The sequence below is a fragment of the Nocardia sp. NPDC003726 genome (assembly GCF_053586955.1).
On the sequence record NZ_JBSFNF010000005.1, the window covers coordinates 302,433 to 327,813 of the forward strand.

29 protein-coding genes and 1 tRNA gene are annotated in these 25,381 nt (G+C 69.9%); 10 read left to right on the top strand and 20 right to left on the bottom strand.

Features of this window, described 5'->3' with window-relative positions; all coding sequences use genetic code 11:
- Nucleotides 1-62 precede the first annotated feature (62 nt).
- The 4 genes from ACWDMM_RS09660 (at nt 63) to ACWDMM_RS09675 (ending at nt 2,646) form a co-directional block, all read left to right on the top strand.
- A complete protein-coding gene (locus ACWDMM_RS09660) occupies nt 63-743 on the top strand; it encodes an amino acid ABC transporter permease (protein ID WP_357108091.1) in 681 nt (226 codons plus the stop codon).
- A complete protein-coding gene (locus ACWDMM_RS09665; protein ID WP_195078848.1) occupies nt 740-1,642 on the top strand; it encodes an amino acid ABC transporter permease in 903 nt (300 codons plus the stop codon). The genes ACWDMM_RS09660 and ACWDMM_RS09665 overlap by 4 nt, the downstream gene beginning before the upstream one ends.
- A 209-nt stretch (nt 1,643-1,851) precedes the next feature.
- Complete coding sequence (locus ACWDMM_RS09670) at nt 1,852-2,196, top strand: FAD-dependent oxidoreductase (protein ID WP_323124738.1); 345 nt, start codon at nt 1,852-1,854, stop codon at nt 2,194-2,196.
- 3 nt (nt 2,197-2,199) lie between these two features.
- Nucleotides 2,200-2,646 (top strand): GlcG/HbpS family heme-binding protein, encoded by a 447-nt coding sequence (locus tag ACWDMM_RS09675; protein ID WP_357108095.1) that lies wholly within the window; start codon nt 2,200-2,202, stop codon nt 2,644-2,646.
- A gap of 476 nt (nt 2,647-3,122) precedes the next feature.
- Here ACWDMM_RS09675 and recX read toward each other — a convergent pair whose 3' ends face one another.
- From recX to ACWDMM_RS09690, 3 genes are all read right to left on the bottom strand, one after another.
- On the bottom strand, nt 3,123-3,764 hold the full coding sequence (recX, locus tag ACWDMM_RS09680; protein WP_397069160.1) for a recombination regulator RecX: 642 nt from the start codon (nt 3,762-3,764) through the stop codon (nt 3,123-3,125).
- A gap of 196 nt (nt 3,765-3,960) precedes the next feature.
- Nucleotides 3,961-5,004 carry a recombinase RecA gene (gene recA, locus ACWDMM_RS09685; protein ID WP_043728224.1) on the bottom strand — a complete coding sequence of 348 codons (1,044 nt, stop codon included), beginning with the start codon at nt 5,002-5,004 and terminating at the stop codon, nt 3,961-3,963.
- Between the two features lie 158 nt (nt 5,005-5,162).
- Complete coding sequence (locus tag ACWDMM_RS09690) at nt 5,163-6,185, bottom strand: Lrp/AsnC family transcriptional regulator (RefSeq protein ID WP_323124737.1); 1,023 nt, start codon at nt 6,183-6,185, stop codon at nt 5,163-5,165.
- Nucleotides 6,186-6,283: 98 nt separating this feature from the next.
- Here ACWDMM_RS09690 and ACWDMM_RS09695 point away from each other — a divergent pair, with 98 nt between their 5' ends.
- Nucleotides 6,284-7,690, top strand: a complete 1,407-nt coding sequence (locus ACWDMM_RS09695) for an MFS transporter (protein WP_449936882.1) — start codon at nt 6,284-6,286, stop codon at nt 7,688-7,690.
- A gap of 65 nt (nt 7,691-7,755) precedes the next feature.
- On the opposite strand, the gene ACWDMM_RS09700 is transcribed toward ACWDMM_RS09695, so the two are convergent.
- The 3 genes from ACWDMM_RS09700 to ACWDMM_RS09710 are packed head-to-tail and all read right to left on the bottom strand — an operon-like array spanning nt 7,756 to nt 9,603.
- Nucleotides 7,756-8,205 carry a nuclear transport factor 2 family protein gene (locus ACWDMM_RS09700; RefSeq protein ID WP_195078845.1) on the bottom strand — a complete coding sequence of 150 codons (450 nt, stop codon included), beginning with the start codon at nt 8,203-8,205 and terminating at the stop codon, nt 7,756-7,758.
- A 22-nt stretch (nt 8,206-8,227) separates the two neighbouring features.
- The gene (locus ACWDMM_RS09705) at nt 8,228-9,112 is read right to left on the bottom strand and encodes a pyridoxamine 5'-phosphate oxidase family protein (RefSeq protein WP_195078844.1); all 885 of its coding nucleotides are present in this window, start codon (nt 9,110-9,112) and stop codon (nt 8,228-8,230) included.
- Nucleotides 9,113-9,141: 29 nt separating this feature from the next.
- Nucleotides 9,142-9,603 (bottom strand): VOC family protein, encoded by a 462-nt coding sequence (locus tag ACWDMM_RS09710; protein WP_195078843.1) that lies wholly within the window; start codon nt 9,601-9,603, stop codon nt 9,142-9,144.
- 153 nt (nt 9,604-9,756) lie between these two features.
- On the opposite strand from ACWDMM_RS09710, the gene ACWDMM_RS09715 reads away from it, so the two are divergent.
- On the top strand, nt 9,757-10,272 hold the full coding sequence (locus ACWDMM_RS09715; RefSeq protein WP_195078960.1) for a CGNR zinc finger domain-containing protein: 516 nt from the start codon (nt 9,757-9,759) through the stop codon (nt 10,270-10,272).
- Nucleotides 10,273-10,276: 4 nt separating this feature from the next.
- On the opposite strand, the gene ACWDMM_RS09720 is transcribed toward ACWDMM_RS09715, so the two are convergent.
- The 7 genes from ACWDMM_RS09720 to ACWDMM_RS09750 form a co-directional block, all read right to left on the bottom strand.
- Nucleotides 10,277-11,506 (bottom strand): phosphotransferase, encoded by a 1,230-nt coding sequence (locus ACWDMM_RS09720; RefSeq protein ID WP_357108106.1) that lies wholly within the window; start codon nt 11,504-11,506, stop codon nt 10,277-10,279.
- On the bottom strand, nt 11,503-11,697 hold the full coding sequence (locus ACWDMM_RS09725; RefSeq protein ID WP_195078842.1) for a DUF3046 domain-containing protein: 195 nt from the start codon (nt 11,695-11,697) through the stop codon (nt 11,503-11,505). The genes ACWDMM_RS09720 and ACWDMM_RS09725 overlap by 4 nt, the downstream gene beginning before the upstream one ends.
- Before the next feature lie 63 nt (nt 11,698-11,760).
- Nucleotides 11,761-12,918 carry a glycosyltransferase gene (locus ACWDMM_RS09730; protein ID WP_195078841.1) on the bottom strand — a complete coding sequence of 386 codons (1,158 nt, stop codon included), beginning with the start codon at nt 12,916-12,918 and terminating at the stop codon, nt 11,761-11,763.
- Between the two features lie 59 nt (nt 12,919-12,977).
- Nucleotides 12,978-13,151 (bottom strand): hypothetical protein, encoded by a 174-nt coding sequence (locus ACWDMM_RS09735; protein WP_039799283.1) that lies wholly within the window; start codon nt 13,149-13,151, stop codon nt 12,978-12,980.
- A gap of 229 nt (nt 13,152-13,380) precedes the next feature.
- Nucleotides 13,381-14,007: a PRC-barrel domain-containing protein gene (locus ACWDMM_RS09740; protein ID WP_357108110.1), complete on the bottom strand. Its 627-nt coding sequence runs from the start codon at nt 14,005-14,007 to the stop codon at nt 13,381-13,383.
- A 78-nt stretch (nt 14,008-14,085) separates the two neighbouring features.
- A complete protein-coding gene (locus ACWDMM_RS09745) occupies nt 14,086-14,253 on the bottom strand; it encodes a hypothetical protein (RefSeq protein WP_357108113.1) in 168 nt (55 codons plus the stop codon).
- A gap of 161 nt (nt 14,254-14,414) precedes the next feature.
- On the bottom strand, nt 14,415-15,896 hold the full coding sequence (locus tag ACWDMM_RS09750) for a bifunctional phosphatase PAP2/diacylglycerol kinase family protein (protein WP_357108116.1): 1,482 nt from the start codon (nt 15,894-15,896) through the stop codon (nt 14,415-14,417).
- Nucleotides 15,897-16,180: 284 nt separating this feature from the next.
- Between ACWDMM_RS09750 and ACWDMM_RS09755 the strand changes: the two genes are divergently transcribed.
- On the top strand, nt 16,181-16,381 hold the full coding sequence (locus ACWDMM_RS09755; RefSeq protein WP_067809022.1) for a hypothetical protein: 201 nt from the start codon (nt 16,181-16,183) through the stop codon (nt 16,379-16,381).
- Nucleotides 16,382-16,391: 10 nt separating this feature from the next.
- Here the strand turns inward: ACWDMM_RS09755 and pspM are convergent, their stop codons facing one another.
- The 5 genes from pspM to pgsA all read right to left on the bottom strand — a co-directional run bounded on the left by pspM (nt 16,392) and on the right by pgsA (nt 20,184).
- The gene (gene pspM / locus ACWDMM_RS09760) at nt 16,392-17,282 is read right to left on the bottom strand and encodes a phage shock envelope stress response protein PspM (RefSeq protein WP_323124733.1); all 891 of its coding nucleotides are present in this window, start codon (nt 17,280-17,282) and stop codon (nt 16,392-16,394) included.
- A 138-nt stretch (nt 17,283-17,420) separates the two neighbouring features.
- Complete coding sequence (gene pspA, locus ACWDMM_RS09765) at nt 17,421-18,236, bottom strand: phage shock protein PspA (RefSeq protein WP_195078837.1); 816 nt, start codon at nt 18,234-18,236, stop codon at nt 17,421-17,423.
- Nucleotides 18,237-18,436: 200 nt separating this feature from the next.
- The gene (locus tag ACWDMM_RS09770; RefSeq protein WP_195078836.1) at nt 18,437-18,889 is read right to left on the bottom strand and encodes a helix-turn-helix domain-containing protein; all 453 of its coding nucleotides are present in this window, start codon (nt 18,887-18,889) and stop codon (nt 18,437-18,439) included.
- Nucleotides 18,890-19,000: 111 nt separating this feature from the next.
- A complete protein-coding gene (locus tag ACWDMM_RS09775; protein ID WP_195078835.1) occupies nt 19,001-19,528 on the bottom strand; it encodes a CinA family protein in 528 nt (175 codons plus the stop codon).
- Nucleotides 19,525-20,184: a CDP-diacylglycerol--glycerol-3-phosphate 3-phosphatidyltransferase gene (gene pgsA / locus ACWDMM_RS09780; RefSeq protein ID WP_195078834.1), complete on the bottom strand. Its 660-nt coding sequence runs from the start codon at nt 20,182-20,184 to the stop codon at nt 19,525-19,527. Before pgsA ends, ACWDMM_RS09775 begins: the two co-directional genes overlap by 4 nt.
- Before the next feature lie 142 nt (nt 20,185-20,326).
- Between pgsA and ACWDMM_RS09785 the strand changes: the two genes are divergently transcribed.
- Nucleotides 20,327-20,893 (top strand): amino-acid N-acetyltransferase, encoded by a 567-nt coding sequence (locus ACWDMM_RS09785; RefSeq protein ID WP_195078833.1) that lies wholly within the window; start codon nt 20,327-20,329, stop codon nt 20,891-20,893.
- A gap of 27 nt (nt 20,894-20,920) precedes the next feature.
- Complete coding sequence (locus ACWDMM_RS09790; protein ID WP_195078832.1) at nt 20,921-21,205, top strand: YciI family protein; 285 nt, start codon at nt 20,921-20,923, stop codon at nt 21,203-21,205.
- A gap of 3 nt (nt 21,206-21,208) precedes the next feature.
- Here the strand turns inward: ACWDMM_RS09790 and ACWDMM_RS09795 are convergent, their stop codons facing one another.
- Nucleotides 21,209-22,189, bottom strand: a complete 981-nt coding sequence (locus ACWDMM_RS09795; RefSeq protein WP_195078831.1) for a TerC family protein — start codon at nt 22,187-22,189, stop codon at nt 21,209-21,211.
- Between the two features lie 501 nt (nt 22,190-22,690).
- On the opposite strand from ACWDMM_RS09795, the gene ACWDMM_RS09800 reads away from it, so the two are divergent.
- Nucleotides 22,691-22,764: transfer RNA gene (locus ACWDMM_RS09800), tRNA-Leu, on the top strand.
- A gap of 9 nt (nt 22,765-22,773) precedes the next feature.
- Here ACWDMM_RS09800 and ACWDMM_RS09805 read toward each other — a convergent pair.
- Complete coding sequence (locus ACWDMM_RS09805; protein WP_195078830.1) at nt 22,774-25,377, bottom strand: DNA translocase FtsK; 2,604 nt, start codon at nt 25,375-25,377, stop codon at nt 22,774-22,776.
- Between the last annotated feature and the right edge of the window lie 4 nt (nt 25,378-25,381).

The window sequence follows — 25,381 nt, forward strand, 5'->3', positions numbered from 1 at the left end:
GGCCGGGCCACCCGCCGCACCGCCCCTGCCCATCGAGACCCGATCGGAGGAACGCGTCCGCCGTGTTCGACCTGATCTCGAGGTACGACAGCCAAATCCTCGAAGCCTTCTGGGTGACCATCCAGCTGACCGTGCTGTCCGCGGTCGGCGCGCTGATCCTCGGCACCGTCGTCGCGGCGCTGCGCGTGTCTCCCGTGCCGGTCGCCCGCTGGGTCGGCACCGCCTACGTCACCGTCTTCCGCAACACCCCGCTCACGCTGATCATCGTGTTCATGTCGCTGGGCCTCTACACGACGATGGGCTGGCGCCTGGCCGGTGAGGGGCCGGACTCGTTGGCGCAGAACAACTTCCGCTTCGCGGTCGTCGGCCTGAGCATCTACACCGCCTCCTTCGTCTGCGAGTCGCTGCGCGCGGGCATCAACACCGTGCCGATGGGCCAGTCCGAGGCGGGCCGCTCGCTCGGGTTCGGCTTCCTGCAGAACCTGCGGCTGGTCGTATTGCCGCAGGCTTTCCGCTCGGTGATCGCCCCGCTGGGCAGCGTGTTGATCGCGCTGACCAAGAACTCCACCATCGCCTCGGCGATCGGCGTCGCCGAAGCGGCGACCCTGATGGCGGAGATGACCGAGACCGAGGCCGCCGTCCTGGCGATCGGCGCGATCTTCGCGCTCGGCTTCGTGATCCTGACCCTGCCGACCGGCCTGTTCTTCGGCTGGCTGGCCAAGAGATACGAGGTGGCCCGATGAGCACGGGAGCTTCGGTCCTGTTCGACGCGCCGGGCCCGAAGGCGCGGCTGCGCAACAACGTCTACTCGCTGCTGGTCGTGGTCGCCGTGGCCGCGACGGGCTGGGTGCTCTATCGCGGTTTCGCCGACAAGGGGCAGTTCACCGCGGAGAAGTGGAAGCCGTTCCTGGAGGCGGAGGTCTGGTCGACCTACCTGCTGCCCGGTCTGCGCGGCACGGTCGTCGCCGCGCTGCTGTCCATCGTGCTGGCGCTGATCGTCGGCATGATCTTCGGCATCCTGCGGCTGTCGGACCATCGCGTGGTGCGCTGGATCGCGGGAACCGTCGTCGAGGTGGCGCGCGCCATTCCCGTGCTGATCCTGATGATCTTCCTGTTCGCGGTGTACTCCGAGTACGACCTGTTCGCGTCGGAGGATCTCGCGCTCGCCGCGGTGGTCACCGCGCTGACCGTCTACAACGGCTCGGTCATCGCGGAGATCGTGCGCGCGGGCATCCGCTCGCTGCCGAAGGGGCAGACCGAGGCGGCCGTCGCGCTGGGCCTGCGCAAGAACCAGCTGATGCGGTTGATCCTGCTGCCGCAGGCGATCACGGCCATGCTGCCCGCGCTGATCTCGCAGATGGTGGTCGCGCTCAAGGACTCGGCGCTTGGCTACCAGATCACCTACGTCGAGATCGTGCGCTCCGGCCAGCAGCTCGGCGCGGCCGAGCAGAACACGATCCCGGCGCTGATCGTCATCGCCATCGTCATGATCGCGCTCAACAGCGCGCTGACGCTGGTGGCGACCAAACTGGAGCAGCGGCTACGGGCACGCAGACGCGGCAAGGGCGGCGGCGCGGTTGTCGCCGCCGACTCGGTCATCACCGACGCCGCGCCCGGCGTCGACCTCGGCCACAAACCCTGAGTCCGGCGTCGGAACCGTTGCAGCGCAAGCGAACTGGCTACCGCGCGGCAATACCGCACGGCGCGGATCGCGGCGCCGGAGTGTTGCGCTCGAGCTGAGCGCAACACTCGTGCCCGCGCAGGCGTCCGTTCAATCTCGTAGGCATACGCCGATCCCCGGTACGACCGGTGGGACGGTCATCAGTGCTTCAAACCTGCGGGAGTTGATCGATGACCAGCCGTACCTCCGCCCTTTTGTTCGACGAGTCCTTCCCCGACTGGGACGAGCAGGTCGGGATCGGCGGTGGCGCGTTCGCCTACCTGGCACCGGGTCAGCACGCGCGCTACCTCGCCGAAATCGGCGCCCCGCGTCCGTACCCGGCGCCGCGGGTGTTCTTCGCCGGCGAACATCTGTCGGTCGCGCACGCCTGGATCCAAGGCGCGCTGCAATCGGCGCTGGAGTCGGTGCGCCATGTGCTGGATCAGGTGAGCGTGCGGCTTGATCGCGCCACCTGGGTGCTCGCGTCGGTGAGCGCCGTGTGGGGCGCAATCCGCAAGTCCCCGACACAGGAGTAGGAAATGACGGTTACCACGACCTCGATCACGCTGGAACGCGCGACGCTCATCGTCAGCGAGGCGCTCGCCCACGGCACCGCGCACGGCTTCGACCCGCTCACGGCGGCGGTTCTCGGCCAGGGCGGCCATCTCGTCGCGTTACAACGCCAGGACGGCTCCGGCATATTGCGACCACAGATCGCGATAGCCAAGGCCTGGGGCGTGCTCGGCCTCCCCAATCGCGAGATCGCCCGCCGCGCGGCGGCCGCGCCTGCCTTCTTCACCTCGGTGGCGGCACTCGCCGAAGGGCGCATCCTCGACGTGCCCGGCGGCGTGTTCACCCGGGACTCGGCGGGCGGAATTCTCGGCGCGGTGGGGTCGACTGGGGCCGCGACCTCCTTGGAGGACGAACGCGCCGCCATGGCGGGCATCGAGGCCGCCGGTCCATCCTCCGACACAGGAGAGGTGTAGACCGACTATGCCGCACCCGAAACCCGCGCAGCGTTGCACCTCCGCCGCGGCGGTACGAAGGGTACAGACCTCGACCGCCGCGGGCCGGGCCCCGATCGGCTGTCCGAGCAGCGACAATCAGCAAACCGATCGAAAACGTCGTAGCCGTCCGAGATTCCGCTAGACCCGGGATCTCCCCAGTGCGGTGGCCGCACCCGGCACAGGTGAAGCCGCGCACCGGCCCTCCGTATCCCGCACAGCCGACCGGCGTGGAGCGCAGTTGTGAGCGGGATACGGCTCGGCCCGACCGGGCCGGATCGATTCGGCGATCGCCGACGACGACCGCGCATGGCTTCAGCCGCCGTCGCGAGGCGCCGACCCCGGTGCCGGCGACGAACACGCACGAGTTCGTGCGGTTGGACGGCAGCCGGTATACGACATCGCCGGACCGACCGGCCCCGGCTCTGCATCACCGGAAGCCACGTGCGCCATCGAGTTCAATCGATGGACTCGTCGAGGTCGCCCTCGACTCCCCGAGCTGCCAATTCGGTTTTGACCACCCGGTAGGCCGTGGACTGGCCGTAACCCCGCCGGGCGAGCATGCCGACGAGGCGGCGGATCGTCTTGTCCTGGTCCAGGTCTCGCGGCAGCGAGCGCAATTTGCGGCGGACCAGCTCGGCGGCGCGGGCCTCCTCGTCGTCGCCGGTGATGGCTTCGAGAGCGGCCGCGGCATCCGACTGCGCGACGCCCTTGCGCCGGAGTTCCTGCGCGAGCGCCTGTTTGCCTTTACCGGAGAAGGTGTGGCGAGAATGCACCCATTGCTCGGCGAAGGCGGCGTCGTCGACGAGCCCCACTTCGCCGAGGCGATCGAGCGCCCGCTCGCTCACTTCGGCCGAGTACCCCTTGGCGGCCAGACGCTGCGCCAGCTCGGCACGGCTGCGAGCGCGAACGGCCAGCAGACGCAGACACGCCTCCTTCGCCTGCTCGACCGTTCCGCCTTCGGCTCCGGCCGCTCCCGGAGCCGCCGATCCTCCTTCGGAGCCGGCCGATGCCGAGCCGGTCCGCGCTCCCCGGTGACTACGACGGGACCCAGCCGAGCGCACCCGCTGCGGATCGGATGCGCCCGGCCGGGTTCCCATGGTGTCCGGCGCGGCCGAATCACCTTCGGCCCTCCGGACGAGTTCGTGATCCTGCCCGCGGGACCGGGCGCCGTCCGGCGAACCGGAGGCGGACAGGAGTTCTTCCAGCCGGCGCCGCATCTCCTGCACCGCGTCGGCTCGGGCCCGCCCGGAGCCGGACGGAGCCGTTCCGGGCGAGCGACGGCTGTGCGTCGGCTCAGAAATCGGCGGGCACCTCCGCGGCCGCATCGGCCGTCACGTCGGCGCCGATGCCGAGCTTCTCCTTGATCTTCTTCTCGATCTCGTCGCGGACGTCGACGTTCTCCAGCAGGAACTTGCGGGCGTTCTCCTTGCCCTGACCGAGCTGATCGCCCTCGTAGGTGTACCAGGAGCCGGACTTGCGGATGAAGCCCTGCTCGACGCCCATGTCGATGAGCGAGCCTTCCTTGGAGATGCCGTGACCGTAGAGGATGTCGAACTCGGCCTGCTTGAACGGCGGGGAGACCTTGTTCTTCACGACCTTCACGCGGGTGCGGTTGCCCACCGCGTCGCTGCCGTCCTTGAGCGTCTCGATACGACGCACGTCCAAGCGCACCGAGGCGTAGAACTTCAGCGCCTTGCCGCCGGTGGTGGTCTCCGGCGAGCCGAACATCACGCCGATCTTCTCGCGCAACTGGTTGATGAAGATGGCGGTGGTGCCGGAATTGTTCAACGCGCTGGTCATCTTGCGCAGCGCCTGGCTCATCAGGCGGGCCTGCAGGCCGACGTGGCTGTCGCCCATCTCGCCCTCGATCTCGGCGCGCGGCACCAGCGCGGCCACCGAGTCGATGACGATGATGTCGATGGCGCCGGAGCGCACCAGCATGTCGGCGATCTCCAGCGCCTGCTCACCCGTATCGGGCTGGGAGACGAGCAGCGCGTCGGTGTCGACGCCCAGCTTGCGGGCGTAGTCCGGATCGAGCGCGTGCTCGGCGTCGATGAACGCCGCCACCCCGCCCGCGGCTTGCGCGTTGGCCACCGCGTGCAGCGCCACGGTGGTCTTACCCGAGGATTCCGGGCCGTAGATCTCGACGACGCGGCCGCGCGGCAGGCCGCCGATGCCGAGCGCGACGTCGAGCGCGATCGAGCCGGTGGGGATCACCGAGATGGGCTGGCGCGCCTCCTCGCCGAGGCGCATGACGGCGCCCTTGCCGAAGCTCTTCTCCACCTGGGCCAGCGCGAGCTCGAGCGCCTTGTCCCGGTCGTACGCCTGTGGTGCCATGTCCTGATCCCCTTTTCGACGGGTAAGTCTTTCTGTGGTTGGCGCCTACAGTAGAGCGCGGCACCGACAAGTTCCGGCGACCAGCCTAGACGAACAGGTGTTCGAGTCAAGCGACGCGCCCCGCACGCGCCGCGCCGCTCCCGGCGAACTCCGGGCGATCAGCGCACGAGCGCGATCCGGTCGGTGTCCAGCAGCGTCTGCGCCTGTTTGAGCACACGCAGGGAAGGCGTCACCTCCACGTCGGTGATCCCCGCCAGCGCGCCGAGCCGCTCGGTCACATACCGGTAGAGGTCCGCGGTGTCGCGGCAGATGATCGAAGCGAACAGGTTGGACGACCCGGTGGTGGCGGCGGCGAAGACGATCTCCGGGTGCGTGGCCATCGCGCGCCCCACCGCGTCCAGGTCGGCGGGCCGCACGCGCAGCCACAGCGCGCCGCGCACGCCGTAACCCATCCGCTCGATCGCGAAATCGACGTCGAAATACAGCACGCCCGCCGCGGTCAGTTCGGCCATGCGCCGCGCGACCCGCGGCGCCGTCCACCCGGTCGCGGCCGCGAGCTGGGCGTATGGAGCGCGCCCGTCCCGGCCGAGCAGCGTGAGCATCGCCTCGTCGGCCGCCGAGAGGTCCACCGACGCGTTCGGTCCCACACCTGAGCACCTCGGCCGGGCCGGGCCGAGTTCGTCCAACTGAGCGGCGGTGAGCAGGTGCCGATAGCGCGGCCACTCCTCGTCCAGCGGGAAACGATGGATGACCTCGTGCGCGGCCAGTTCCAGCACTTGCGGGGCGCGGGGCAGGATCTGCAACAGCAGCGCGTCGCGCCGCTGGATCGAGCGCGGCCTGCCGACGCAGGTGACCTCGGACCCGGTGGACAGCAGAGTCACCCAGCTCAGATCCGGGAAACGGGCCAGCGATTCGGCCAGCCGCAGCGCTTTGTCCGGTGTGGATTTCAGGCGCAGCACCCAGCGCGCGTGGCCCAGCGGCACCGCGTTCACCTGCCCGGCCACGTGCAGGATGCCGCGCTGTCGCAGGGCGCGGTACCGCCGCGCCACCGTCTGCTCGGAGACCCCGAGAACGCCGCCGAGCCGGGCGAACGGAATCCGGGCGTCGTGCACCAGCGCGTGCACGATCTGTTTGTCCAGCACATCGAGTTCGGAGGATTCGCTCGAGCTGTCGTCATCCACTAGAGGAATCTAACGCTGATGTGGCTGCGGATAGGGGGTTCCGGTCGATTGCCGCACGCTTGGCGTCGAAATCGTTCGAATCCGCCGTGGAGGCTCCCGTGAGGAAATGGCTCCCCTTGTTCGCCGCGTGCCTGGGCACGCTGATGCTGCTCATCGACGTCACCATCGTGAACGTCGCCCTGCCGGACATCGCCGCCGATCTGGACACCGGTTTGTCCGGCTTGCAGTGGGTGGTGGACGGCTACGCCCTGGCGCTGGCCGCATTGCTGCTGGTGCTCGGCTCGCTCGCCGACCGGGTCGGCGCGAAGCGCGCCTACCTGGCCGGACTGGTCGTCTTCGCGGTCGCCTCGCTCGGCTGCGGCGTCGCCCAGAGCGCGGCCGGCCTCGTCGCGGCGCGCGCGCTGCAAGGCGTCGGCGGCGCGGCCATGTTCGCCACCACGCTGTCGCTGCTGCACGCCACCTACACCGGCCGCGACCGCGGCGTCGCCTTCGGCGTCTGGGGCGCGGTGTCCGGCGCGGCGGCTGGCATCGGCGTGGTCCTCGGCGGCGTGCTCACCGAGGCGCTGTCGTGGCGCTGGATCTTCTTCGTCAACCTGCCCATCGCCGTGCTGGCGATCGTTCTCACCGCCGTCGTGTTCCCGCCCGCTCGGCGGCGGGCGGGCCGAGCGGTGGACGTGCCCGGCATGCTGGCCTTCGCGACCGCGGCGACGGCGGTCACCTACGGCGTCATCCGCGGCGGCGAGCACGGCTGGACGGACGCGGCCGCGCTGACCGCGTTCGCGCTGGGCGCCGCCGCGGCGGCGATCTTCGGTCGGGTCGAGGCACGCGGTGCCGCGCCGATGTTCCCCTTGGCACTGCTGCGCAATCGCGATTTCGGCGCGACCCTGTTCGGCGCGTCCGGTCAGACGTTCGCCGCGTTCGCGAGCAGTCCTCTGATCTCGCTGTGGCTGCAGCAGCAACTGCGCATGTCGCCGCTGCACGCGGGTCTGGCGATGCTGCCGATGGCCGCGACCGCGTTCGTGGTGGCGGGCGCGTTCGGACGGCTGCTGCACGACGTCGCGCCGAAGTGGACCATCGGCGCGGGGTTGGTGGTGGTCGGCGTGGGCAGCTGGCTGCTGATGCTCGTCGGGGCGGGGTCGTCCTGGGTCGCCCTGGTGCCGGGATTCGTGGTGATCGGCATCGGCATCGGCGTCAACGCGCCCGCCCTGGTCTCGGTCGGCATGGCCGCGGTCGCCCCGCAGCAGGCGGGCACCGCCGCGGGTGCGGTGAACACCGCGCGGCAACTGGGCCTCGCGCTCGGCGTCGCGGTGCTCGGCACCGTCTTCCGCGGGGTGGCCGACGCCGCGCAGCCGATGACGGCGCCGCACTTCGTCTCCGGGCTCGACGCGGCGTTCGGCGTCGCGGCCGCGGTGGGCATCGGATTCGGACTGATCGCGTTCGCGTTGTTCCACCGCCAGCGCGCGAACGCCGGGGCCGACGCCGAGCGCCAGACCGTCGCCGCCTGACCCCACTCCCCCGCGAACGGCGGCGCCCCGGCCGGGCGTCGCCGTTTCGCACCGAGCCGGCAGTTCTAACGCTGCGGCAGCACGGACTCGTCACCCGGATCCCTCGGCCCGAAGATGCGCCGCTCGGATTCCTCGATCCGGACATCGTTGATGCTGGCCTCGCGCCGGGACATCAACCCGTCCGGCGCGAACTCCCACTGCTCGTTGCCGTAACTGCGGAACCACTGTCCGGATTCGTCGTGCCATTCGTACTGGAACCGCACCGCGATGCGGTTGCCGTCGAAGGCCCACAGATCCTTGCGCAACGCGTAGCCGTTCTCGATCGACCACTTCCTGGTGAGGAATTCGACGATGGCGTCGCGGCCGGTGAAGAACTCGTCGCGATTGCGCCACACCGAATCCTCGGTGTAGGCGGCGGCGACCAGTTCCGGATCGCGGGTGTTCCACGCGTTTTCGGCAGCCCGCACTTTGGCCTTGGCGGATTCCGCGTCGAACGGGGGCAGGGGAGGTCGCATGACAGCTACCTTTCTCGAAGTTTCACGGATTCACGGGAGAAAGCTCGGCAGGACCCCATCGCAACGCTCCCCCTGATCGCTCGACCACCTCTTCGATGGCGAAATCGATCGAGCACTGCGCGCCCGCGGTGAATGTTTCGGGCGCCCAGATCAATTCGGCGGTGCCGGTGAGCTGCAACATGGCGCCCGTGGACCAATCCGGGATCAGGATTCCGCAGCGGGGATCGACCGCGATGTTGCCGAGCGTCATGAACATCGAATTGCCCCGATAGTCCGGCCAGCGCAGCCGGGTGGGCGAGAGCACCTGCAGGAAGCCGGGATTCCCACCGCGGTGCGAGGCGTCGGCGTTGCCCTCCTCGTCCGCGGTCGCGACGAAGAACGTGTCGGCCGAGGCGATCGCGGCCCGCTGATCGGCATCCAGTGCGGCGCCGTGACGCACCTTGGGCGCGGCGGCACCGGGTGTGTAGCTCTCGACGTCCCGCCGGGAGATGTACTTGGGGCAGTTCGAGTACACCTGATCGGTGACAATGCGCAAGCCCGCGCCGTCCGGCGCCGATCTTCCGTTGACTCGCATCCGCCTGCGCCGCTGCGGTTGCAGGGCAATCATGCCGACGCGGGAGCGCCGGGTCAGCGCTTCGTGCAGCGGATCGGCGGCGGCCGGACGGGTGCCGATCGAAATGGTCCGCTCGTCCACCGCCCGGACGAATCCCGGCTGCCCGACCAGCTCGCTCGCCCACATCCGGCCCGCCGCGTCGGCGGCGGCGAGCACCACCATCCGCTGGTCGGCCAGGAAACCGGCGGCGACCGCGGGAATATCGGAACGGATCATGCGGCCGACCCGGTCGGCGATGTCGCCCTGCCCCATCCGGCGTTGCACGGCGATCTCCCCGCGATGGAACGCCCCCATCACGATGCTCCCTTCGCTACCCGGCCGGGTCAGAAGAAACCGCAGGTCGGTGCGGCGCCGCTGGGCGCGGGGGCGGATTCGGCGCCGCTGGGCGCGTACACCTCGAGCCGGATGCCGTCGGGATCGGTGAAGAAGATCCCGCCCGACGCGACGCCCTCGCCGTGCGCCACCACGCCGTCGTGGGCGAAGGCGACCGAGAGCTCCCGCAGCACCCGTTCCACCGCGCGCACCTCGTCGATGCTGCCGACCTGGAACGAAAGATGATGCAGCCCCGGCGTTTCGGTGGAGAACGCGCCGTCGCTCTGCTCCCACAGCGTGACGACCAGCTTGCCGTCGCGGCCGAGGAAGGCCCAGCGGCGCCGCTCGTCGGCGCTCGCGGCGATCTGGTCGAAACCGAACGCCCGGCGATAGAAGTCCACGGAGCGATCCAGATCGGAGACGTTCAGGCCGATGTGACCGGTGCTGAGCTGAGGCGCGGCGACCGAGGTCATGGGTTCCTCCTAGGAAGATTAAACCACCTTATGTGGTTTCACTGGTTAGAACCTACCCAAATCCGGACGCCAGTGTCAACCATTCAAATAGTTTTACCGGTTAGAAAGGAGGTGGTGGCCGTGGCCGACAACGCGCGCTCGGTACCCTCGGGCATGCCCGATCCACGCCCCCACCTCGGTGAACCCCTGGCGCTCGATCTGCTGAACACCAGATGGATCGAGCACGGACCACAGGACCTGCTCACCGATGTCACCGGCCTGCGCACCTGGCTGGCCTCGGCGGGACTGACCGATCGCGCGACCGCCGACGAGGCCACTTTGCACGCGGTGGTGGCCGCTCGCGCCGCCATCTACGACGCGGTCGTGCACGCCTCCCCGGCCGGGCTCAACGACGTGCTCGACCACGGCCGGGTACGTCGCACGCTCACCGCGACCGGTCCCGCCGACCTGGTGGACGTCCCGGAGCCGGCCTGGCTGCCCGGCTGGCTGGCCGCCGACAACCTGCTGGAGCTGTTGGGCACCGCACCGGACCGGATCCGGCAATGCGCGCATCCGGAATGCGTGCTGTTCTTCTACGACACCTCGAAGAACGGCACCCGCCGCTGGCACTCCATGGCCACCTGCGGCAACCGCACCAAAGCGGCGCGGCACTACGCGCGAAAAGCCTGAGCCTTCAGAACAATTCGTCCAGCAGCCGGTAATACGTCAAGCGACTCTCGTCCGGCTCGGCCAGCCCGTAGGCCGCGAAGAAGGCCGCCACCTCCGCTTCACCGTGATCGGCGCGCAGATCGCGCGCGGCAAGCGCCAGATCGCGGTAGCGGTCGGCCACACCGAGGCCGGAGACATCGAGCAGGACCCCGTTCGTCAGCACGTTCGGCGGAGTGAAATCGCCGTGCGCCACCACCAGGTCCTCTCGATCCGGCCGCTGCGCCAGCAGCCGCGCGAGGATCTCCGCCGGGGTGGCTGCGGTGTTGTCGTCGTCGAAATCGTCCGCGTCCACGAGTCCCTCGACCACGTTGCGGCGCGCCCGCGCCAGCACGACGTCCAGGCTCTCGTCGAACGGGCACTCGGCGACCGGAATGTCGTGCAACCGCCGCAGCAGTCTGCCGAGCGCCGTGCCGACCGACGCCGCGCCCGTGTCCGCAGACCAGCTCGGTGCGCCCGCGTCCGCGAGCACCAGCACGTCGTCCTCGAACGCCGCGACCTCCGGCACGGGTATCCCGTGGTCGCGCAGCCAGGTGAGCCGCTGATACTCGGCGACCGCCTTGGGCCCGCGCTCGAGCCAGTAGACGCCGTCGACGCGCACGACCTCACCGCTCATGCCCTCGTGCCGGTCCGACCAGCTCGGCGCCGCGCCGAGCAGCGCCGCGACGGTGGGTGGCAACGGGATCGGCAGCTCGTCGAGCGTGTCCAGCGCCGCGCGGGTGGATTCGATCTCCTCCGGATCGCCCTCGGCGATGCGCAGCCGCATCGCCTCGGCCAGCAGTTCGCGCGCCTCGGGCAGGTGGCCGCGCTCGGCGAGCGCCTTGCCCAGGTGCTGCACGGCGAACGAGAGCACCTCCGGCGCGGCCACCCGCGCGTGTTCCACGGCGCGGCGGTACAAGCGCTCCGCGGTGCCCGCGTCGCCACGGTAGCGGTAGACGTCGCCCAAGTTGATCCACACGGTGATCCGGCGCCGTTCGGTGTCCACCAGTTCGAGCGCGCGATCGAGGTGATCGAGCGCCTCGTCGTAGCGGCCGAGCAGCATCAGCTCGATGCCGGTCTGCCGGTAGCCCGCGAAGTCGTCGGGACGCGCCTGCGCCACCCGGACGGCCAAACGCTCCGGGTCGTGCGGGATCATTCGCTGCCGCTCGTCGAATCGGTACAGCGGCTCGTCGCGCTCCACCTGCCCGGGGGCGCTCACCAGCGCGTCCTCGGCACGTCGAACTCGGCGCACAGGGCGCGCCAGACGTCGCGGGGATCGGTCCCGGCCTCGATGGCTTCGGCGCCCGTGCGCCCGCCCAGCGCGGGAATCACGTGGTCGGCCAGCAGGGCGTCGCCGCGGGCCACACCGAACTCGGTGTGCAACAGTTCCTGAAACTCGGTCAACCGCACCGTCCCGAACTTACTCCGGTCGCAGGCGTTCGCTGGTCAGGGGCACACCGGCACCCGCTCCGGTCACGAGTGAACGGCTTGGCGGACCTGGTGGCACAGGGCGACCGGATCCGGGAAATCGGGGGTGGCGGCGGCCTCCTGCGCCGCTCGGGTGTAGCGGGGATCGGCGAGGATCGCACCGACCGCGGCGCGAACGGCCTCGGGCGACAGCGGCCGGACGACAATCGAACTGCCTTGCCGCGCCACGCGATTGGCCAACTCCCACTGGTCGCCGCCGCCGGGAACGGTGACGATCGGCACCCCGGCGGACAACGTCTTGGCCAGCAGTCCGTGACCGCCGCCGCCGACGACGACGGACGCGTGGGTCAGCAGTTCGTCCTGCCGCCCCAGCCCCGCCGTGGCCCACGGCGGCAGATCGGCGGGCGGCGTGTCCAGCATCGAAATGGCCACGCGGACACCGGTTCCCTCCAGCGCCTCCAGGACGGTCTCGACCATGCCCGCCACACCGGTGTGCGCGGTCGATGGGGCGACCATGACCAGCGGTGCGTCCCCGGGCGGGAGATCGAGGATCGCGTCGGTCGGCTCCCACAGCAGCGGGCCGATCACGTGGGCGTTCTCCGGCCAGTCCGGGCGCGGTACCTCGAGCGCGGGCAGGGTGGCGATCAGGCGAGCGGCGGGGCCGGGATCGTCGGCCGGGAGACCGACGCTCTCGCGCGCCCGCCCGCGCTGGCGACGCCCGTTGCGCAGAGCACGCGCGGTCAGGCCGCGCAGCACGCCGTCGCGCACCCGTCCGCGCAGGCCCACACCTGGCGCGAGCCCACTCCCGATGGGCGGCAACCCCTTCGACGGCAGGTACAGCGGGTGCGGGGACAGTTCCACCCACGGAACGCCGAGCCGCTCGGCGGCCATGCCGCCGCCCGCGGTCAGCACGTCGGAGATCACCAGTTCGGGTAGCATGGCGCTGAGTTCGGGCAGGATCTCGGTGGAGATGTGCGCGGCCCGCTCGTGGATGCGCTGCCCGGCGTCGGCGTCGTCGTCCACCGGTCGCGGCGCAAGGCCTTTGAGTCTGCGCACCCCGATTCCGGCGGCGAGTGCCGCGTCGAACCACCGCGGACCGGTGAACAGGACCGGCTCGTCACCGGCCGCCAGGAATTGGGAGCACAACGCGATAGCGGGGAATGCGTGACCGGGATCGGGCCCTGCGACGACGGCTACTCGCATCCGCCTAGCCTGCCACACCCTCGGGCGGGCCGATCACTCCCGCGTCGCGGCGTCCGCCGCTACAGCTTGCTCACCGTCGAGTTGTCCGACCCCGACACCGCCTTGTACAGCAGGTACAGCCCGAACACGATGGCGCTGATGACCAGGATCGGGAACAGGCCTTTGATCAGCGCGCCGATGACGGCCAGCGCGATCCAGACGACCGCGACGATGCCGATGATCTTCCACAACATTTCGATGCCTCCATGAGTCGGTTTCCGCTTCGAGCATGACACTCGGATCAGCGGGAATCACCAGGTGAGAAGGCATTTCGGGGTTGAAATCAGGGTTCACCCTTACTCCGCGGCCCGGCTGGGCACGCGGCGATCGGGGTTTCGGCGCCGACCGGTCGTTCCCCGTCCGGAACACAGACGCTGGTGCGCGCGTCGGCGGACGCGCGCACCAGCATCGGCAACGTGCCGCTCAGCCTTGACGCTCGGCGTCCGGCAGCTCTCCGGCCAGCGGATCGTCCTGCGGCATGCCATCCGGTTCCCGCATACCCAGATCGGCCGTGTCGATCGCGTAGGGATCGACCGTCGGTTCCCGGCCCACGCGCGACCGGTCGCCGGTCGGCGGCATCGGCAAGGTCTCCTCGTCCGGACCCGCGTGGTTGCGCCTGCGCGCCGTCACGACGTCTTCCGGATCACCGGTCCGCCGCTGCGGCGGACGGGTCATCGCGGGGCGGGCGCGCGGCGGCTGCGGCACCGGCTGCCTGCCGTAGACGTCCCAGGCGGACTGATCCGGATCGATCTGGTAGTGGTCGAACAGTTCCTGCTCGGCCTGCGGGCTGATCTGGCCGTTGTGGTCGAGCTGCGGCGAGGCCTTGACCGCGTCCTTGCCGACTCGCACCTGCAACACCGCCGACTCGGGGCGGTGTTCGGCGCCGGCCAGCGGGACCAACGCGTCGGCGCTGAACAGGCCGGTGGATACCGCGATCCAGGTGGGTGATCCGGAATTGTTGTCGACGTAGACCCGTTTGACCTTGCCGATCTTCTCGCCTTCGGGGCCGTACACCGAGCTGCCGATGAGCGTTTCCAGCATTTCAGTCATGGGTTCCTCCGCAGTTCGTCCGTGCGATGCGCAGCCCGACAGACCGCGGCTGGCCACCGCCCGTGCTGGGAAAAGAGTTCAATCGCTGATGGGTCGATCGGTGGCGTCGGGGGCCGCGGCCACGCGCTGCGCTCTGCGCGACAGCCGCACCGGGTCCTCGGCGCTGTCATACGTCAGATACCGGCTGACGTCCAGCCGCTGCGTGTCCTGGTCGAGCAGCGATCGACGATGGGAAACATCGAGCATGACGTGCTCCTGCCAGTAGTGCATGTGCCCGGCCCCAGACGAGGCCGGAGGTGATCAGCTACAGGGTGGCAACTACCCGTACTTCGGCCGATCAAACCGGACTCGCCTGGCAATTCGACGACACGCCGCAGCAGGAGGATAAAACAGCTATCTGCTAGCTATCAGGATCCGGCGCGCTCTGGACGGGCCTGCGCGCGGCCGCTCCTGATCAGCGTCAGCGCCGACGGGCCGCTGGTGAACCGGAAGTCCGTGCCACGATGGTCCACCTCGCCGTCGGTGGCCAGCGACACCGGCTCGCCGGTGACCCGCACCTCCACGCGGGAGACCCTGCGGTGCCGATAGGTGGGCGAATACTCCAGCGTGCCGGTGAACGTCGCGAAGACCAGCCGCAACCGCGAGAACGGGACGTCGGCACGCAGGTAGCGGACATCGAGCGTGCCGCCGTGCAACTCCGGACGCGACATCGGGATCTGGTCGGCCGGGTGGTAGGCGCCGTTGCCGACGAACAGCATCCACAGCGCGGTGCGCGTGCCATCGACGATGACGTGCAGGGGCTGGGCCCGGAAGAGCACGCGCACCATGGCGATTCCCGCCGCGGGCCATTTGCCGATCCGGCGTTCCCAGCGCTCGCGGACGCGAACGAAATCGGGATAGCCACCGAGACTGGCGGTGTTGACGAAGGTCCGTGGCTCGGCGCCGTCGAAGCGAACCTGCGCCACGTCGACGGCCACCGCTTCGCCCGCTTCCAGCCCGGCGACGGTCACATCGACCTCCGCCACTCCGGCGTCCCTGGCGAAGTGGTTCAGCGTGCCACCGGCGAAGACCGCCAGCGGCAACCGGTGCCGCACCGCGTACTCGGCGACGGCCGACACCGTGCCGTCCCCGCCGACGACGCCGAGAGCACGGATGCCGTCGCGCCGCAGCAGTTCGTCGACCCGCTCCCCGACATCATCGCCGCCGCCGAGTTCGAGCACGTCGGCGGCGGGCAACCGCGTGCGAAGGGCGGCGAGCGTATCGTCGCCGTCGCCCGATCCGGCGTGCGGATTGCCGATCAGCAGCAATCCTGCGCCTTGCGGCAGCGGTTCTATATGCGCGACCGGGCCGAGGACAGCGGGAACCTCGTCGCGCACCGCCCACCACCGCCGGGTGGCCAGCGCGATCGCGCCGCCGAACAGCGCGCCCGCGACCACATCGGAGGGCCAGTGCACACCGATGTGCACCCGCGAATATCCCACCGCGGCGGCCACCGGGGCGACCGCGACGGCCGCACGGGGCGATTCCAGCGCCATGCCCGTCGCGAAGGCCGCGGCGGAGGCCGCGTGCCCCGAGGGAAACGACGAGGAGACCGGCGGAGCGACCAGCCTGCGCACGAATGGAACGGATTCGTCCGGCGGACGGCGGCGCGGGAACAGCGGCTTGGCCACCCCGTTGGCCACGCCGCTGGCGATGCTCAGAGCGAGCAGCCCGCGCACCGCACCGCGGCGGGTCGAGCGATCCCCGGCGACGAACAGCACCGCTCCCAGCCCGATCCACAATCGACTCTTGTCGGCGGCGGTACTCAGAGCCTTCAGCACCCGGTCCGCCGGCGTCGCGCGCACGCGCGCGCTGCGACCGACCAGCCAGCGATCCAGGCTGCTCGTCATTCCGATCACCCCACCGTCGCGTTCGCGAGCCGAGAGAAACCGCATCGCTGCAGCCTACCGGCCGCCTGTGCGCCGCGCCTTGGCCCGCGGCGGGACACATGTGCTCAGGTGTCCACCCGATCCAGCAACGCGGTCGCGACCGAGGCAAGTTCAGTGCACGGATGTACTCTGATCTCGAACGCCAAACGGCGCTGCGCGACAACAGGGAAGGGATGATCGAATGACGCAGACACCCCAATCAGCACACAGTCATGCACTGAATCTCGTCTGACGGCGGGATCTCGATGGAACAGACGAACGAGCTGGCACAAGAACTCGCGGCCGCGGCCCGGCGGCACGGCTCCGCGATCGCGGGCATCGTCGGATCGGCCGCACGCAAGGCGTCGTGGGAGGTTCTCGATCTCATGGCCGAGAGCCGCGAACTCGTCGGCGCGGCGTTTCGCGCCAGGGCCGAGGAATTGCGCCGCCGGGACCGGCCGAGCTGACCGGACCCGATCAGATCGGTGGCCGTTGCGACGCGGACACCGATTTGTCGGCCACCTCGATGAGGGCCTGCGCCCAGCCGTCCAGCCGGTCGGAGGCGTGGCGCAGGTCCGCCACGATGGTGTCGAAGTTGTGCCGCACCACGGTGTGCTCCGGGACCGCGAGAATCCGGCCCGCCGCGGCAACCACCTGCTCGTACTCCGCGACGCCCGCATCGAGCCTGGCCAGGATCAGCCGCAGGTTCTCGGTGAGCGCCACCGCCGCGGGGGAATCCGCGCTTCCGATGGCGCCGAGCCCCTGTTCCATCGCCGTGATGTCGGCGGCCAGCGCGTGCAGCGCCGCGGCCCCCGAAGCAGCCGTTTCGAGCATGTCGGCCAGTTCGTCCGGAGGCAGCCGATGCGAACGGGCGATCTGGGCGCCCATACCGTGCAACGCCTTCTCCGCGCGCACCAGACGCGCGATCGTCGGCCTGGCCTTCGACCACAACGGGGGGAGCTTGCGCGGAATGAAGGCCGCCTGCGGCAGCGGCGCTCCGCGCAGTCGCAGATAGCGGCGAGTGCTCAGCGCCGCACCGGTCACCAGCGCCACCGCGCCGCCGCCGACCATGACCACGGCCCACACCGGCGCCGAAAGGGCAACCAGGCCAACGGTTCCCACTGTGGTGAGGCCGGACACCGTGCCCAGCTGGAAGCTGCGGCGGCGGGCCCTGCGGCGGCGGCGCAACTCCCGCTCCCGTGGATCGGCCCAGCGGCGCACCGCGACGAGCGCGTGCTCACCGGCTTCGCGCAGACTGTCCGGCAGGCTGCCCGGCTGTGGCGCGAGCGCGGCCTGTGCCCGGATCATCGCCGTCCCGCGCAGGCGCCGCGTCTCGAGGCGCCGCTCGCGAAATGCACTGCCGCTCATACCTTCTCTCCCACCGGTCGCACCCATCGGACAGACCGAGACCCGACTCGGCCGACGGCCGGCCGGTCGGGTCCCCACGCCTTGTCCCCCAGTGAACCAGCCCCCACCGACACGTGTTCGCCGAACACCCGGTCGCGGCTACTGCTGCGCGGCCTGTCCCTTGTTCATCTGCGGCTGCGCCGCCTGTGCCGGGTTGATGGCGGGCTGGGCGCCACCGGCGGGCAGCTGGTCACCGCGCATGGACGCGCGGATCTGCTCCAGCTTGCTGTGCCCGGCCATCTGGATGCTGGCCTGCTGCACCTCGAGCATGCGGCCCTGCACCGAGTTCTGCGCCAGTTCCGCGGCGCCGAGCGCGTTGGCGTAGCGGCGCTCGATCTTTTCGCGCACCGCGTCCAGGCTCGGCGTGCTGCCCGGGGCCGACAGCGTGGAGTCCATCTGCTGCAGCGAGGCGGAGACCTGCTCCTGCATCTTCGCCTGCTCCAGCTGGCTGAGCAGCTTGGTGCGCTCGGCGACCTTCTGCTGCAGCAGCATCGCGTTCTGCTCCACGGCCTTCTTCGCCTGGGCGGCCGCCTGCAGCGACTGGTCGTGCAGGACCTTCAGGTCCTCGACCGACTGCTCGGCGGTGACCAGTTGCGCGGCGAACGCCTCGGCGGCGTTGGTGTACTGGATCGCCTTCTCGGTGTCACCCGCCGCGGTGGCCTGATCGGCCAGCAGGACGGCCTGGCGCGCGTTGGCGTTGAGCTTCTCGACCTCGTCCAGCTGCCGGTTCAGCTTCATCTCCAGCTGACGCTGGTTGCCGATGACCGACGCGGCCTGCTGCGAAAGGGCCTGGTGCTGCCGCTGGGCTTCCTCGATAGCCTGCTGAATCTGGACCTTCGGATCCGCGTGCTCCTCGATCTTGGAATCGAAGAGGGCCATCAGGTATTTCCAGGCCTTGACGAACGGATTAGCCATCGATTGATCCCGCCTCCATCTGACATGCCGCGCTCGGGCGCGACTCCAGTGCGCGACCGTCACGCACTCGATATGTGCCTATCCTCCACCATGTGGCACCCGGGCCGGGCGAACCCGGCCCAACCGACGCCTAACGGAGAATCTATCCGCTTTCCGCGCCGGTCCGCAGCGTTGCCGCCGCTGCCGCCTCTCGCCGCCCGTCACGCACCCTTCACCAGGACCAACATGTCCGATCGCGGAGCGGGGATGACGATCCGGGTGTCCTCCGCCAGCGGCAGCGGCCGCGCGGCGGGCTCGGCCACCGACATGGCGGCCGACGCGGGCGCGGCCTCCGGCTCGGCCTGCGCGGCGGGCTCGGCCGCGGTGCGCTCCGGCTCGGCAGCGGCCGTCGCGGCCTCGTCCGCACCGGCGGTCGCTCCGTCGACGCCCGCCATGATCGTGCTCACATCCCACAGCACCCGCGACAGCGGCACGTCCAGCGCTTCGCAGATGGCGGCCAGCAATTCGCTGGAGGCCTCCTTGCGGCCCCGCTCGACTTCGGAGAGATAGCCGAGGCTCACCCGCGCCGACGTCGACACCTCGCGCAAGGTCCGGTTCTGGGCGAGACGCGCACGCCGCAAACTGTCCCCGATCGCCTCTCGCAGCAGCGTCATCTCGTTCTCCTTCGCTCCCGGTCGCCGGGCCGACGCGATTTTCGACCCCACGCATGCCGTTCTTTCTGGCACAACGTCGGAGCCGGGGCGGATGGTTCCCGCCGGGACATCTCAGCCGCTCCGCCCGTCGCGGTCGGCCGGGTCCGTGCCCGCCTCCCGCACACACCGCAGCAGTTCCGCCACCGCCGTGCGCGTCGCACCGATTCTGATCGTCCACCGGTCGCCGGGGAGTTTCAACCGCACCACCTCGGTATGCCCCGGACCGGCCAGTCCGAGGAAAACCGTGCCCACCGGGTGCCCGTCCTGCGAATCGGGGCCGGCCACGCCGGTCAGCCCCACACCCCAGTCCGCGCCGCAGCGCGTGCGGGCGCCGACGGCCAGCTGTTCGGCGGTGCTCGCCGCGACCGGGCCCTCGGCTGCGAGGACCTCGGCGTCGACGCCCGCGAGGCTCTGCTTGAGGTCGGTGGCGTACACCACCAGCCCGCCGCGCAGCACGGCGCTGGCGCCCGGCACCCCGGCGATGGTCGCGGCGAGCAGGCCCGCGGTCAGCGATTCCGCGGTGGCCACCGTTTGCCGCACCGTCACCAGAGCGCGAACGAGTTCGATGGCGGGCACGTCGGCGAGCAGCGGATCGCTCATACGCCGCGGTTCCGCCCCGAGCCGCCCGCGAACCACACCCGGGCCGCCTGACCGACGTAGTCCAGCCCGGTGGCCACGGTCAGCGCGACCGCCAGGTACATCAGCGGCATGCCGATCCCGGCGGCCCAGCCCGACAGCGGCAGCAGCAGCATCGCGATGGCCAGCGATTGGACCAGCGTCTTGAGCTTGCCGCCGCGCCCGGCCGGGATCACCCCGCGCCGCACGACGACCAGGCGCAGCAGCGTGACGCCGATCTCCCGGCCGCAGATCACCAAAGTGATCCACCAGGCCAGATCACCGAGCACGGACAGGCCGATCACCGCCGACCCGATCAGCGCCTTGTCCGCGATGGGGTCGGCCAGTTTGCCGAAGTCGGTCACCAAACCATATTTGCGAGCAAGTTGCCCGTCGAACCGATCCGTGATCGCGGCGAGGCCGAACAGGGCCGCGGCGGCGATCCGCCACCCGGTCTGGTGACCGTCTCCGGCGAACAGCGCCACGACGAACAGCGGCACGATCGCGATGCGCAGCATGGTGAGCACGTTCGCGATGTTCAGCAGCGGCGGACCGCTTTCGGCCTGCGCGGGGGCGAAGCCGGGGCGCAGCGGGGCGGGCGCGCTCCAGGGGCGGTCCGTCTCGTCGGGTTGCACGCTCATGCCGTCGCCTCACCGGCGATCGGCTCGCTCACGGCCGCCTCGCCGGACCGCCGCGCCGGGCGGCGCGGTGCGGTGAGCTGAACGAGTGGATCTGCGGCACACGTTCAGACTATCGGTAGCCGGGCCGACTACTGTGCACCCCATGACCTCTCGGGGACCACTAGGTGGTTCGACAAGCGACGCGTATCCGGGCGCGGCTTCGGCCGCGCACAGCTCCCTCCCGGTCGTCCGACGCGCGCGAACCTCCGATGTGCCCGAGATCAAGCGCCTCGTCGACGTCTACGCGGGCCGGATCCTGCTGGAGAAGAACCTGGTCACTCTCTACGAGGCGGTGCAGGAGTTCTGGGTCGCCGAACTCGACGGCCGCGTGGTCGGCTGCGGCGCGCTGCACGTGCTGTGGGCCGATCTCGGGGAAGTGCGCACGGTCGCGGTGCACCCCGATGTCAAAGGCAGCGGTGTGGGCAAACTCATCGTGCGGCGGCTGATCGAAGTGGCACGCGAGCTGGAGTTGGAGCGGCTGTTCGTGCTGACCTTCGAGGTGGAGTTCTTCGGCAGGCACGGGTTCGTCGAGATCGACGGCACGCCGGTCACCGCCGAGGTGTACGCCGAGATGTGCCGCTCTTACGACACCGGTGTGGCCGAATTCCTCGATCTCAGCTATGTGAAGCCGAACACTCTCGGCAATACTCGAATGCTGCTGACGCTCTGAGTCCATCCCCCACAGGAAGCGATACCCGTGCCGATCTTCGCCGTCCATTACGTCTACTCCGAGGCCACCACCGCGGGCCGGGACGTCCATCGCCCCGAGCACCGGGCCTGGCTGGCCGGTCTGCTCGAGGCGGGGACGCTGCTCAGCAGCGGTCCGTACCCGGACGGGTCCGGAGCGCTGCTGCTGTTCCGAGCGCAGGACGCGGGGCAACTGAAGGACCTGCTCGCCCAGGATCCGTTCGCGCGGGAGAACCTCATCGATGACGTCCGCGCGGTGGAGTGGGCCCCGGTCTTCGGAGCCTTCGCCTCCTGAGGGCTACCGGTCGGTTCGGACCCGCGTGCGCAGCAGGCTGGCGACCGTCGCGATCACCAGGATGACCAGGATCACCCCCAGCGAGACGGGTGTGGAGATCTCCGGCGCCGCGACGTGCTCGCCGCCGTTGACGAACGGCAGCGTGTTCTCGTGCAGGGCGTGCAGCACCAGCTTCACGCCGATGAACGCGAGGATCGCCGCCAGCCCGTAGGACAGGTACACCAGCCGGTCGAGCAGCCCGCCGATCAGGAAGTACAGCTGTCGCAGGCCCATGAGCGCGAACGCGTTCGCGGTGAAGACCAGATACGGCTGCTCGGTCAGGCCGTAGATGGCCGGGATGGAGTCCAGCGCGAAGAGCAGGTCGGCGAAGCCGATGGCCAGCAGCGCCAGCAACAGCGGCGTGACCGCCCGGCGGCCGTCGACCCTGGTGACCAGCTTGTCGCCGTCGTATTCGTCGGTCGTGGGCAGCACCCGCTTGGCCAGCGCGACGATTCTGCTGTCTCGTTTCTCCTCGACCTCGACCTCGTGGCCGCTCTCCCGCAACAGCTTGACCGCGGTGTAGACCAGGAACAGCCCGAACAGATAGAACACCCAGCTGAACGCGCTGATGGCGGCCGCGCCGACGGCGATGAACGCGCCGCGCATGACCAGTGCGAGCACGATGCCGATCAGCAGCACCTTCTGCTGGTAGATCCGCGGCACCGCGAAGGTGGCCATGATGATCAGGAAGACGAACAGGTTGTCCACCGAGAGCGCCTTCTCGGTGACGAAACCCGCGTAGTACTCCCCGGCGTAGGTCGAGCCCCACCGCCAGGCGACCACGCCGCCGAACAGCAGCGCCAGCCCGATGTAGACCGCGGACCAGAACCCCGATTCCCGGAAGGTCGGCTCGTGCGGGGTGCGGACATGGGCGAAGAAGTCGAAGACGAACAGGCCGAGGATCACCACGACGGTGATCGCCCATTCGAGTGCGGTTACGTGCATACGGTGTGCCGATCGAAGAACATGATGTCCATAATGCCCGAATTGTCCGTTACTGCGCGATTGCGGGATGATTGCCACCCATAATTCCACACGCGTTCACCAGGCCGGCCGCGCCACAGTCGTCGCGAGTTGTCCGCGATCACCACTCCCGCGACCGGTAGCCGGAAAGGCTGCCGCCTAGCGGATACCCCTCGGCCGACCGGGAACTGAACGGGGTAGGGTCGTCGGCGACGCGAAAGCGCTTCCCGGCACCGGCATCCGGTGCTACTTTCTGAGCCGCGAAGATCAGACCACAGGAAGGCGAGACGATGACCGCGACGACTGGGCGACACGGGTTGCCGAGCGGTTTGTCGCATGTCCGCGTCGTGCTATCGGTCTCGTCCGTCTCTTGGCGCACGAGCGCGCGGAGCCGCCCCTGAACGTGTCTTTCGCAGACCCGTACCGAGCAGGGGGTCACTCCGCGGCGAACAGCCTGGAGTGACCCCTTTTTCGTGCGACCGATCCCTCGTAGCCCAATCGGTAGAGGCGCCGGACCTAGATTCCGGGAGATGCGAGTTCGAATCTCGCCGAGGGAACCGATCGGATCATTCCGGCGACTCGGCGGGCTCGCCGTCCCCGCCGCCACGGATCGACCACAGCAAGCCTTCCAGCTCATCGGGTTTCACCAGCACGTCGCGTGCCTTGGAACCCTCGCTCGGGCCGACCACGCCGCGGGTCTCCATGAGGTCCATCAACCGTCCCGCCTTGGCGAAACCGACGCGCAGCTTGCGCTGGAGCATGGAGGTGGACCCGAACTGCGAGGTGACGACGAGTTCCACCGCCTGAAGGAAGACGTCGAGGTCGTCGCCGATATCGGGGTCGACGTCCTTCTTCTCGCCCGCCTTCGCGGCGGTGACGCCCTCTTGGTATTCCGGCTCCGCCTGGTTCTTGGTGAAGTCGACGACGGCGTGGATCTCCTCGTCGCTGATGAACGCGCCCTGCAGCCGGGTCGGCTTACCCGCTCCCATCGGCAGGAAAAGGCCGTCGCCCATGCCGATCAGCTTCTCCGCGCCGGGCTGGTCGAGGATGACGCGCGAGTCGGTCAGCGAGGACGTGGCGAAGGCGAGCCGGGAGGGCACGTTGGTCTTGATCAGGCCGGTCACCACGTCCACCGAGGGCCGCTGCGTGGCCAGTACGAGATGGATGCCGGCCGCGCGGGCCTTCTGGGTGATGCGGACGATGGCGTCCTCCACGTCGCGCGGAGCGGTCATCATGAGGTCGGCCAGCTCGTCGACGATGGCCAGGATGTACGGATAGGGCCGGTACACCCGTTCGCTGCCCAGCGGCGCGGTGATCGCCCCCGACTTCACCTTCTTGTTGAAGTCGTCGATGTGGCGCACCTTGTTGGCCTGCATGTCCTGGTAGCGCTGTTCCATCTCCTCGACCAGCCAGGCCAGCGCGGCCGCGGCCTTCTTCGGCTGGGTGATGATCGGCGTGATCAGGTGCGGAATGCCCTCGTACGGCGTAAGTTCCACCATCTTCGGGTCGATCAGGATCATCCGCACCTCGTCCGGCGTCGCCCGCTGCAGCAGCGACACCAGCATCGAGTTCACGAAGCTCGATTTACCCGAACCGGTGGAACCCGCGACCAGCAGGTGCGGCATCTTGGCCAGGTTCGCCGAGACGAACTCGCCCTCGATGTTCTTGCCGAGACCGATCACCAGCGGATGGTGGTCGTTGCGCGTGGACGGCGCCTTGAGCACGTCGGCCAGCCGGACCAGCTCACGGTCGGCGTTCGGCACCTCGATGCCGACGGCGGACTTGCCCGGGATCGGCGCGAGCAGCCGGACGTTCTCCGTGGCGACGGCGTAGGCGATGTTGCGCGCCAGCGCGGTGATCTTCTCCACCTTCACGCCGGGGCCGAGCTCGACCTCGTAGCGCGTCACCGTCGGGCCGCGGACGAACCCCGTCACCGCCGCGTCGATCTTGAACTGCACCAGCACCTCGGTGATCGCCTCGATCATCGATTCGTTGGCGGCGCTGCGTTTCTTGGGCGGATCGCCATCGGTCAGCAACGACAGCGGCGGCAGCGTGTAGTCGCCCTCGACCTCGCGATCGGTGACGAACTCCAGCTGTTTCGGCGGCGGTGGCGTTTGATCCTCCACGACCGCGGCGGGGCGCTGCTTCTTCGGCTTCGGTTTCGGCGCGGGTTCCTCGGCCGCGATCTGCTTGGCGTCGCGCAGCGGGGGCTCGCCCAGCGACTCGGTGACCGCGTCGGGATCGCCGAACTCGTCGGGCGGGTAGTTCTCCGCGGGCGTGCGACCGCGCCGCCTGGTGGTGGCGCGATGCACCGGGAATCCGTCGGCGTCGTAGTCGGCCGGGTCGTAGTTCCGGTGCTCGCCGTCGAATTCGCCGTATCCGTCGTCGGTCTCGGCGCCGAGGTAGCGCCGCAGCTTGGCCGGCACCTCCCGCACCGTCGTCCCGGTGATGAGCAGCGCACCGAAGACGGTGGCCAGCAACAGGATCGGGACCGAGAGCCAGGCGGTGAGGCCGTCGGTCAGCGGCCCCCCGGTCACGAAGCCGACGAAACCGGCGGCGCGGGAACGCCCGTGCGCGTCGGTGGGGGCGCCCGCGGCGATATGCCACAGCCCGAGGGCGGGCAAGCCGATCAGCAGGCCGCCGAGCACCAGGCGCGGCCGGATCTCCGGGCGCGGTTCGGTGCGCATCAGGACGACGGCGATCCCGGAGGCGACGAACGGTAGAGCGGCGGAGGCCGATCCGGAGATCGCGCGGATCACGTCCTCGACCAGATGGCCGATGGGGCCGCCCGCCGACAACCAGACCGCCGCCGCTATCACGGCGCTCAGCGCGATGAGTGCCAGCGCGATGCCGTCGCGCCGATGCCCGTGTTCGATCTCCCCCGCGCGGCTGAGGGCGCGCGTGGTCGCGCCGAGCCCACGGGCCAGCATGGTCCAGCCGCTGCCGATGCCCCGGGTGATCACCGCGAGCGGAGCCGTGTCGGACGGACGGCGCGCCGGGCGCCGGGCCTGCGTGGCGCGCCGGCGGGGCGTGGTGGCGGTCCGGGGCGTCGCTGTGCGGGGCGTCGCGGTACGGGGCGTGGCCGCGCGAGAGCGCGCCGTGGTGGTCCTCCCCCGCGCAGATCCCGCCCGCGCCCGAGTCGTCGTGGTGCTGCGGGACTTACCTGCCATGGCC

What these genes read in the sequence shown, in the direction of transcription:
- ACWDMM_RS09665 (WP_195078848.1), top strand. Translation starts at nt 740, where the DNA reads ATGAGCACGGGAGCTTCGGTCCTGTTCGACGCGCCGGGCCCGAAGGCG.
- ACWDMM_RS09670 (WP_323124738.1), top strand. Translation starts at nt 1,852, where the DNA reads ATGACCAGCCGTACCTCCGCCCTTTTGTTCGACGAGTCCTTCCCCGAC.
- ACWDMM_RS09675 (WP_357108095.1), top strand. Translation starts at nt 2,200, where the DNA reads ATGACGGTTACCACGACCTCGATCACGCTGGAACGCGCGACGCTCATC.
- recX (WP_397069160.1), bottom strand. Translation starts at nt 3,764, where the DNA reads ATGGGAACCCGGCCGGGCGCATCCGATCCGCAGCGGGTGCGCTCGGCT.
- recA (WP_043728224.1), bottom strand. Translation starts at nt 5,004, where the DNA reads ATGGCACCACAGGCGTACGACCGGGACAAGGCGCTCGAGCTCGCGCTG.
- ACWDMM_RS09700 (WP_195078845.1), bottom strand. Translation starts at nt 8,205, where the DNA reads ATGCGACCTCCCCTGCCCCCGTTCGACGCGGAATCCGCCAAGGCCAAA.
- ACWDMM_RS09705 (WP_195078844.1), bottom strand. Translation starts at nt 9,112, where the DNA reads ATGGGGGCGTTCCATCGCGGGGAGATCGCCGTGCAACGCCGGATGGGG.
- ACWDMM_RS09710 (WP_195078843.1), bottom strand. Translation starts at nt 9,603, where the DNA reads ATGACCTCGGTCGCCGCGCCTCAGCTCAGCACCGGTCACATCGGCCTG.
- ACWDMM_RS09715 (WP_195078960.1), top strand. Translation starts at nt 9,757, where the DNA reads ATGCCCGATCCACGCCCCCACCTCGGTGAACCCCTGGCGCTCGATCTG.
- ACWDMM_RS09730 (WP_195078841.1), bottom strand. Translation starts at nt 12,918, where the DNA reads ATGCGAGTAGCCGTCGTCGCAGGGCCCGATCCCGGTCACGCATTCCCC.
- ACWDMM_RS09735 (WP_039799283.1), bottom strand. Translation starts at nt 13,151, where the DNA reads ATGTTGTGGAAGATCATCGGCATCGTCGCGGTCGTCTGGATCGCGCTG.
- ACWDMM_RS09740 (WP_357108110.1), bottom strand. Translation starts at nt 14,007, where the DNA reads ATGACTGAAATGCTGGAAACGCTCATCGGCAGCTCGGTGTACGGCCCC.
- ACWDMM_RS09745 (WP_357108113.1), bottom strand. Translation starts at nt 14,253, where the DNA reads ATGCTCGATGTTTCCCATCGTCGATCGCTGCTCGACCAGGACACGCAG.
- ACWDMM_RS09750 (WP_357108116.1), bottom strand. Translation starts at nt 15,896, where the DNA reads ATGACGAGCAGCCTGGATCGCTGGCTGGTCGGTCGCAGCGCGCGCGTG.
- ACWDMM_RS09755 (WP_067809022.1), top strand. Translation starts at nt 16,181, where the DNA reads ATGGAACAGACGAACGAGCTGGCACAAGAACTCGCGGCCGCGGCCCGG.
- pspM (WP_323124733.1), bottom strand. Translation starts at nt 17,282, where the DNA reads ATGAGCGGCAGTGCATTTCGCGAGCGGCGCCTCGAGACGCGGCGCCTG.
- pspA (WP_195078837.1), bottom strand. Translation starts at nt 18,236, where the DNA reads ATGGCTAATCCGTTCGTCAAGGCCTGGAAATACCTGATGGCCCTCTTC.
- ACWDMM_RS09770 (WP_195078836.1), bottom strand. Translation starts at nt 18,889, where the DNA reads ATGACGCTGCTGCGAGAGGCGATCGGGGACAGTTTGCGGCGTGCGCGT.
- ACWDMM_RS09775 (WP_195078835.1), bottom strand. Translation starts at nt 19,528, where the DNA reads ATGAGCGATCCGCTGCTCGCCGACGTGCCCGCCATCGAACTCGTTCGC.
- pgsA (WP_195078834.1), bottom strand. Translation starts at nt 20,184, where the DNA reads ATGAGCGTGCAACCCGACGAGACGGACCGCCCCTGGAGCGCGCCCGCC.
- ACWDMM_RS09785 (WP_195078833.1), top strand. Translation starts at nt 20,327, where the DNA reads ATGACCTCTCGGGGACCACTAGGTGGTTCGACAAGCGACGCGTATCCG.
- ACWDMM_RS09795 (WP_195078831.1), bottom strand. Translation starts at nt 22,189, where the DNA reads ATGCACGTAACCGCACTCGAATGGGCGATCACCGTCGTGGTGATCCTC.
- ACWDMM_RS09805 (WP_195078830.1), bottom strand. Translation starts at nt 25,377, where the DNA reads ATGGCAGGTAAGTCCCGCAGCACCACGACGACTCGGGCGCGGGCGGGA.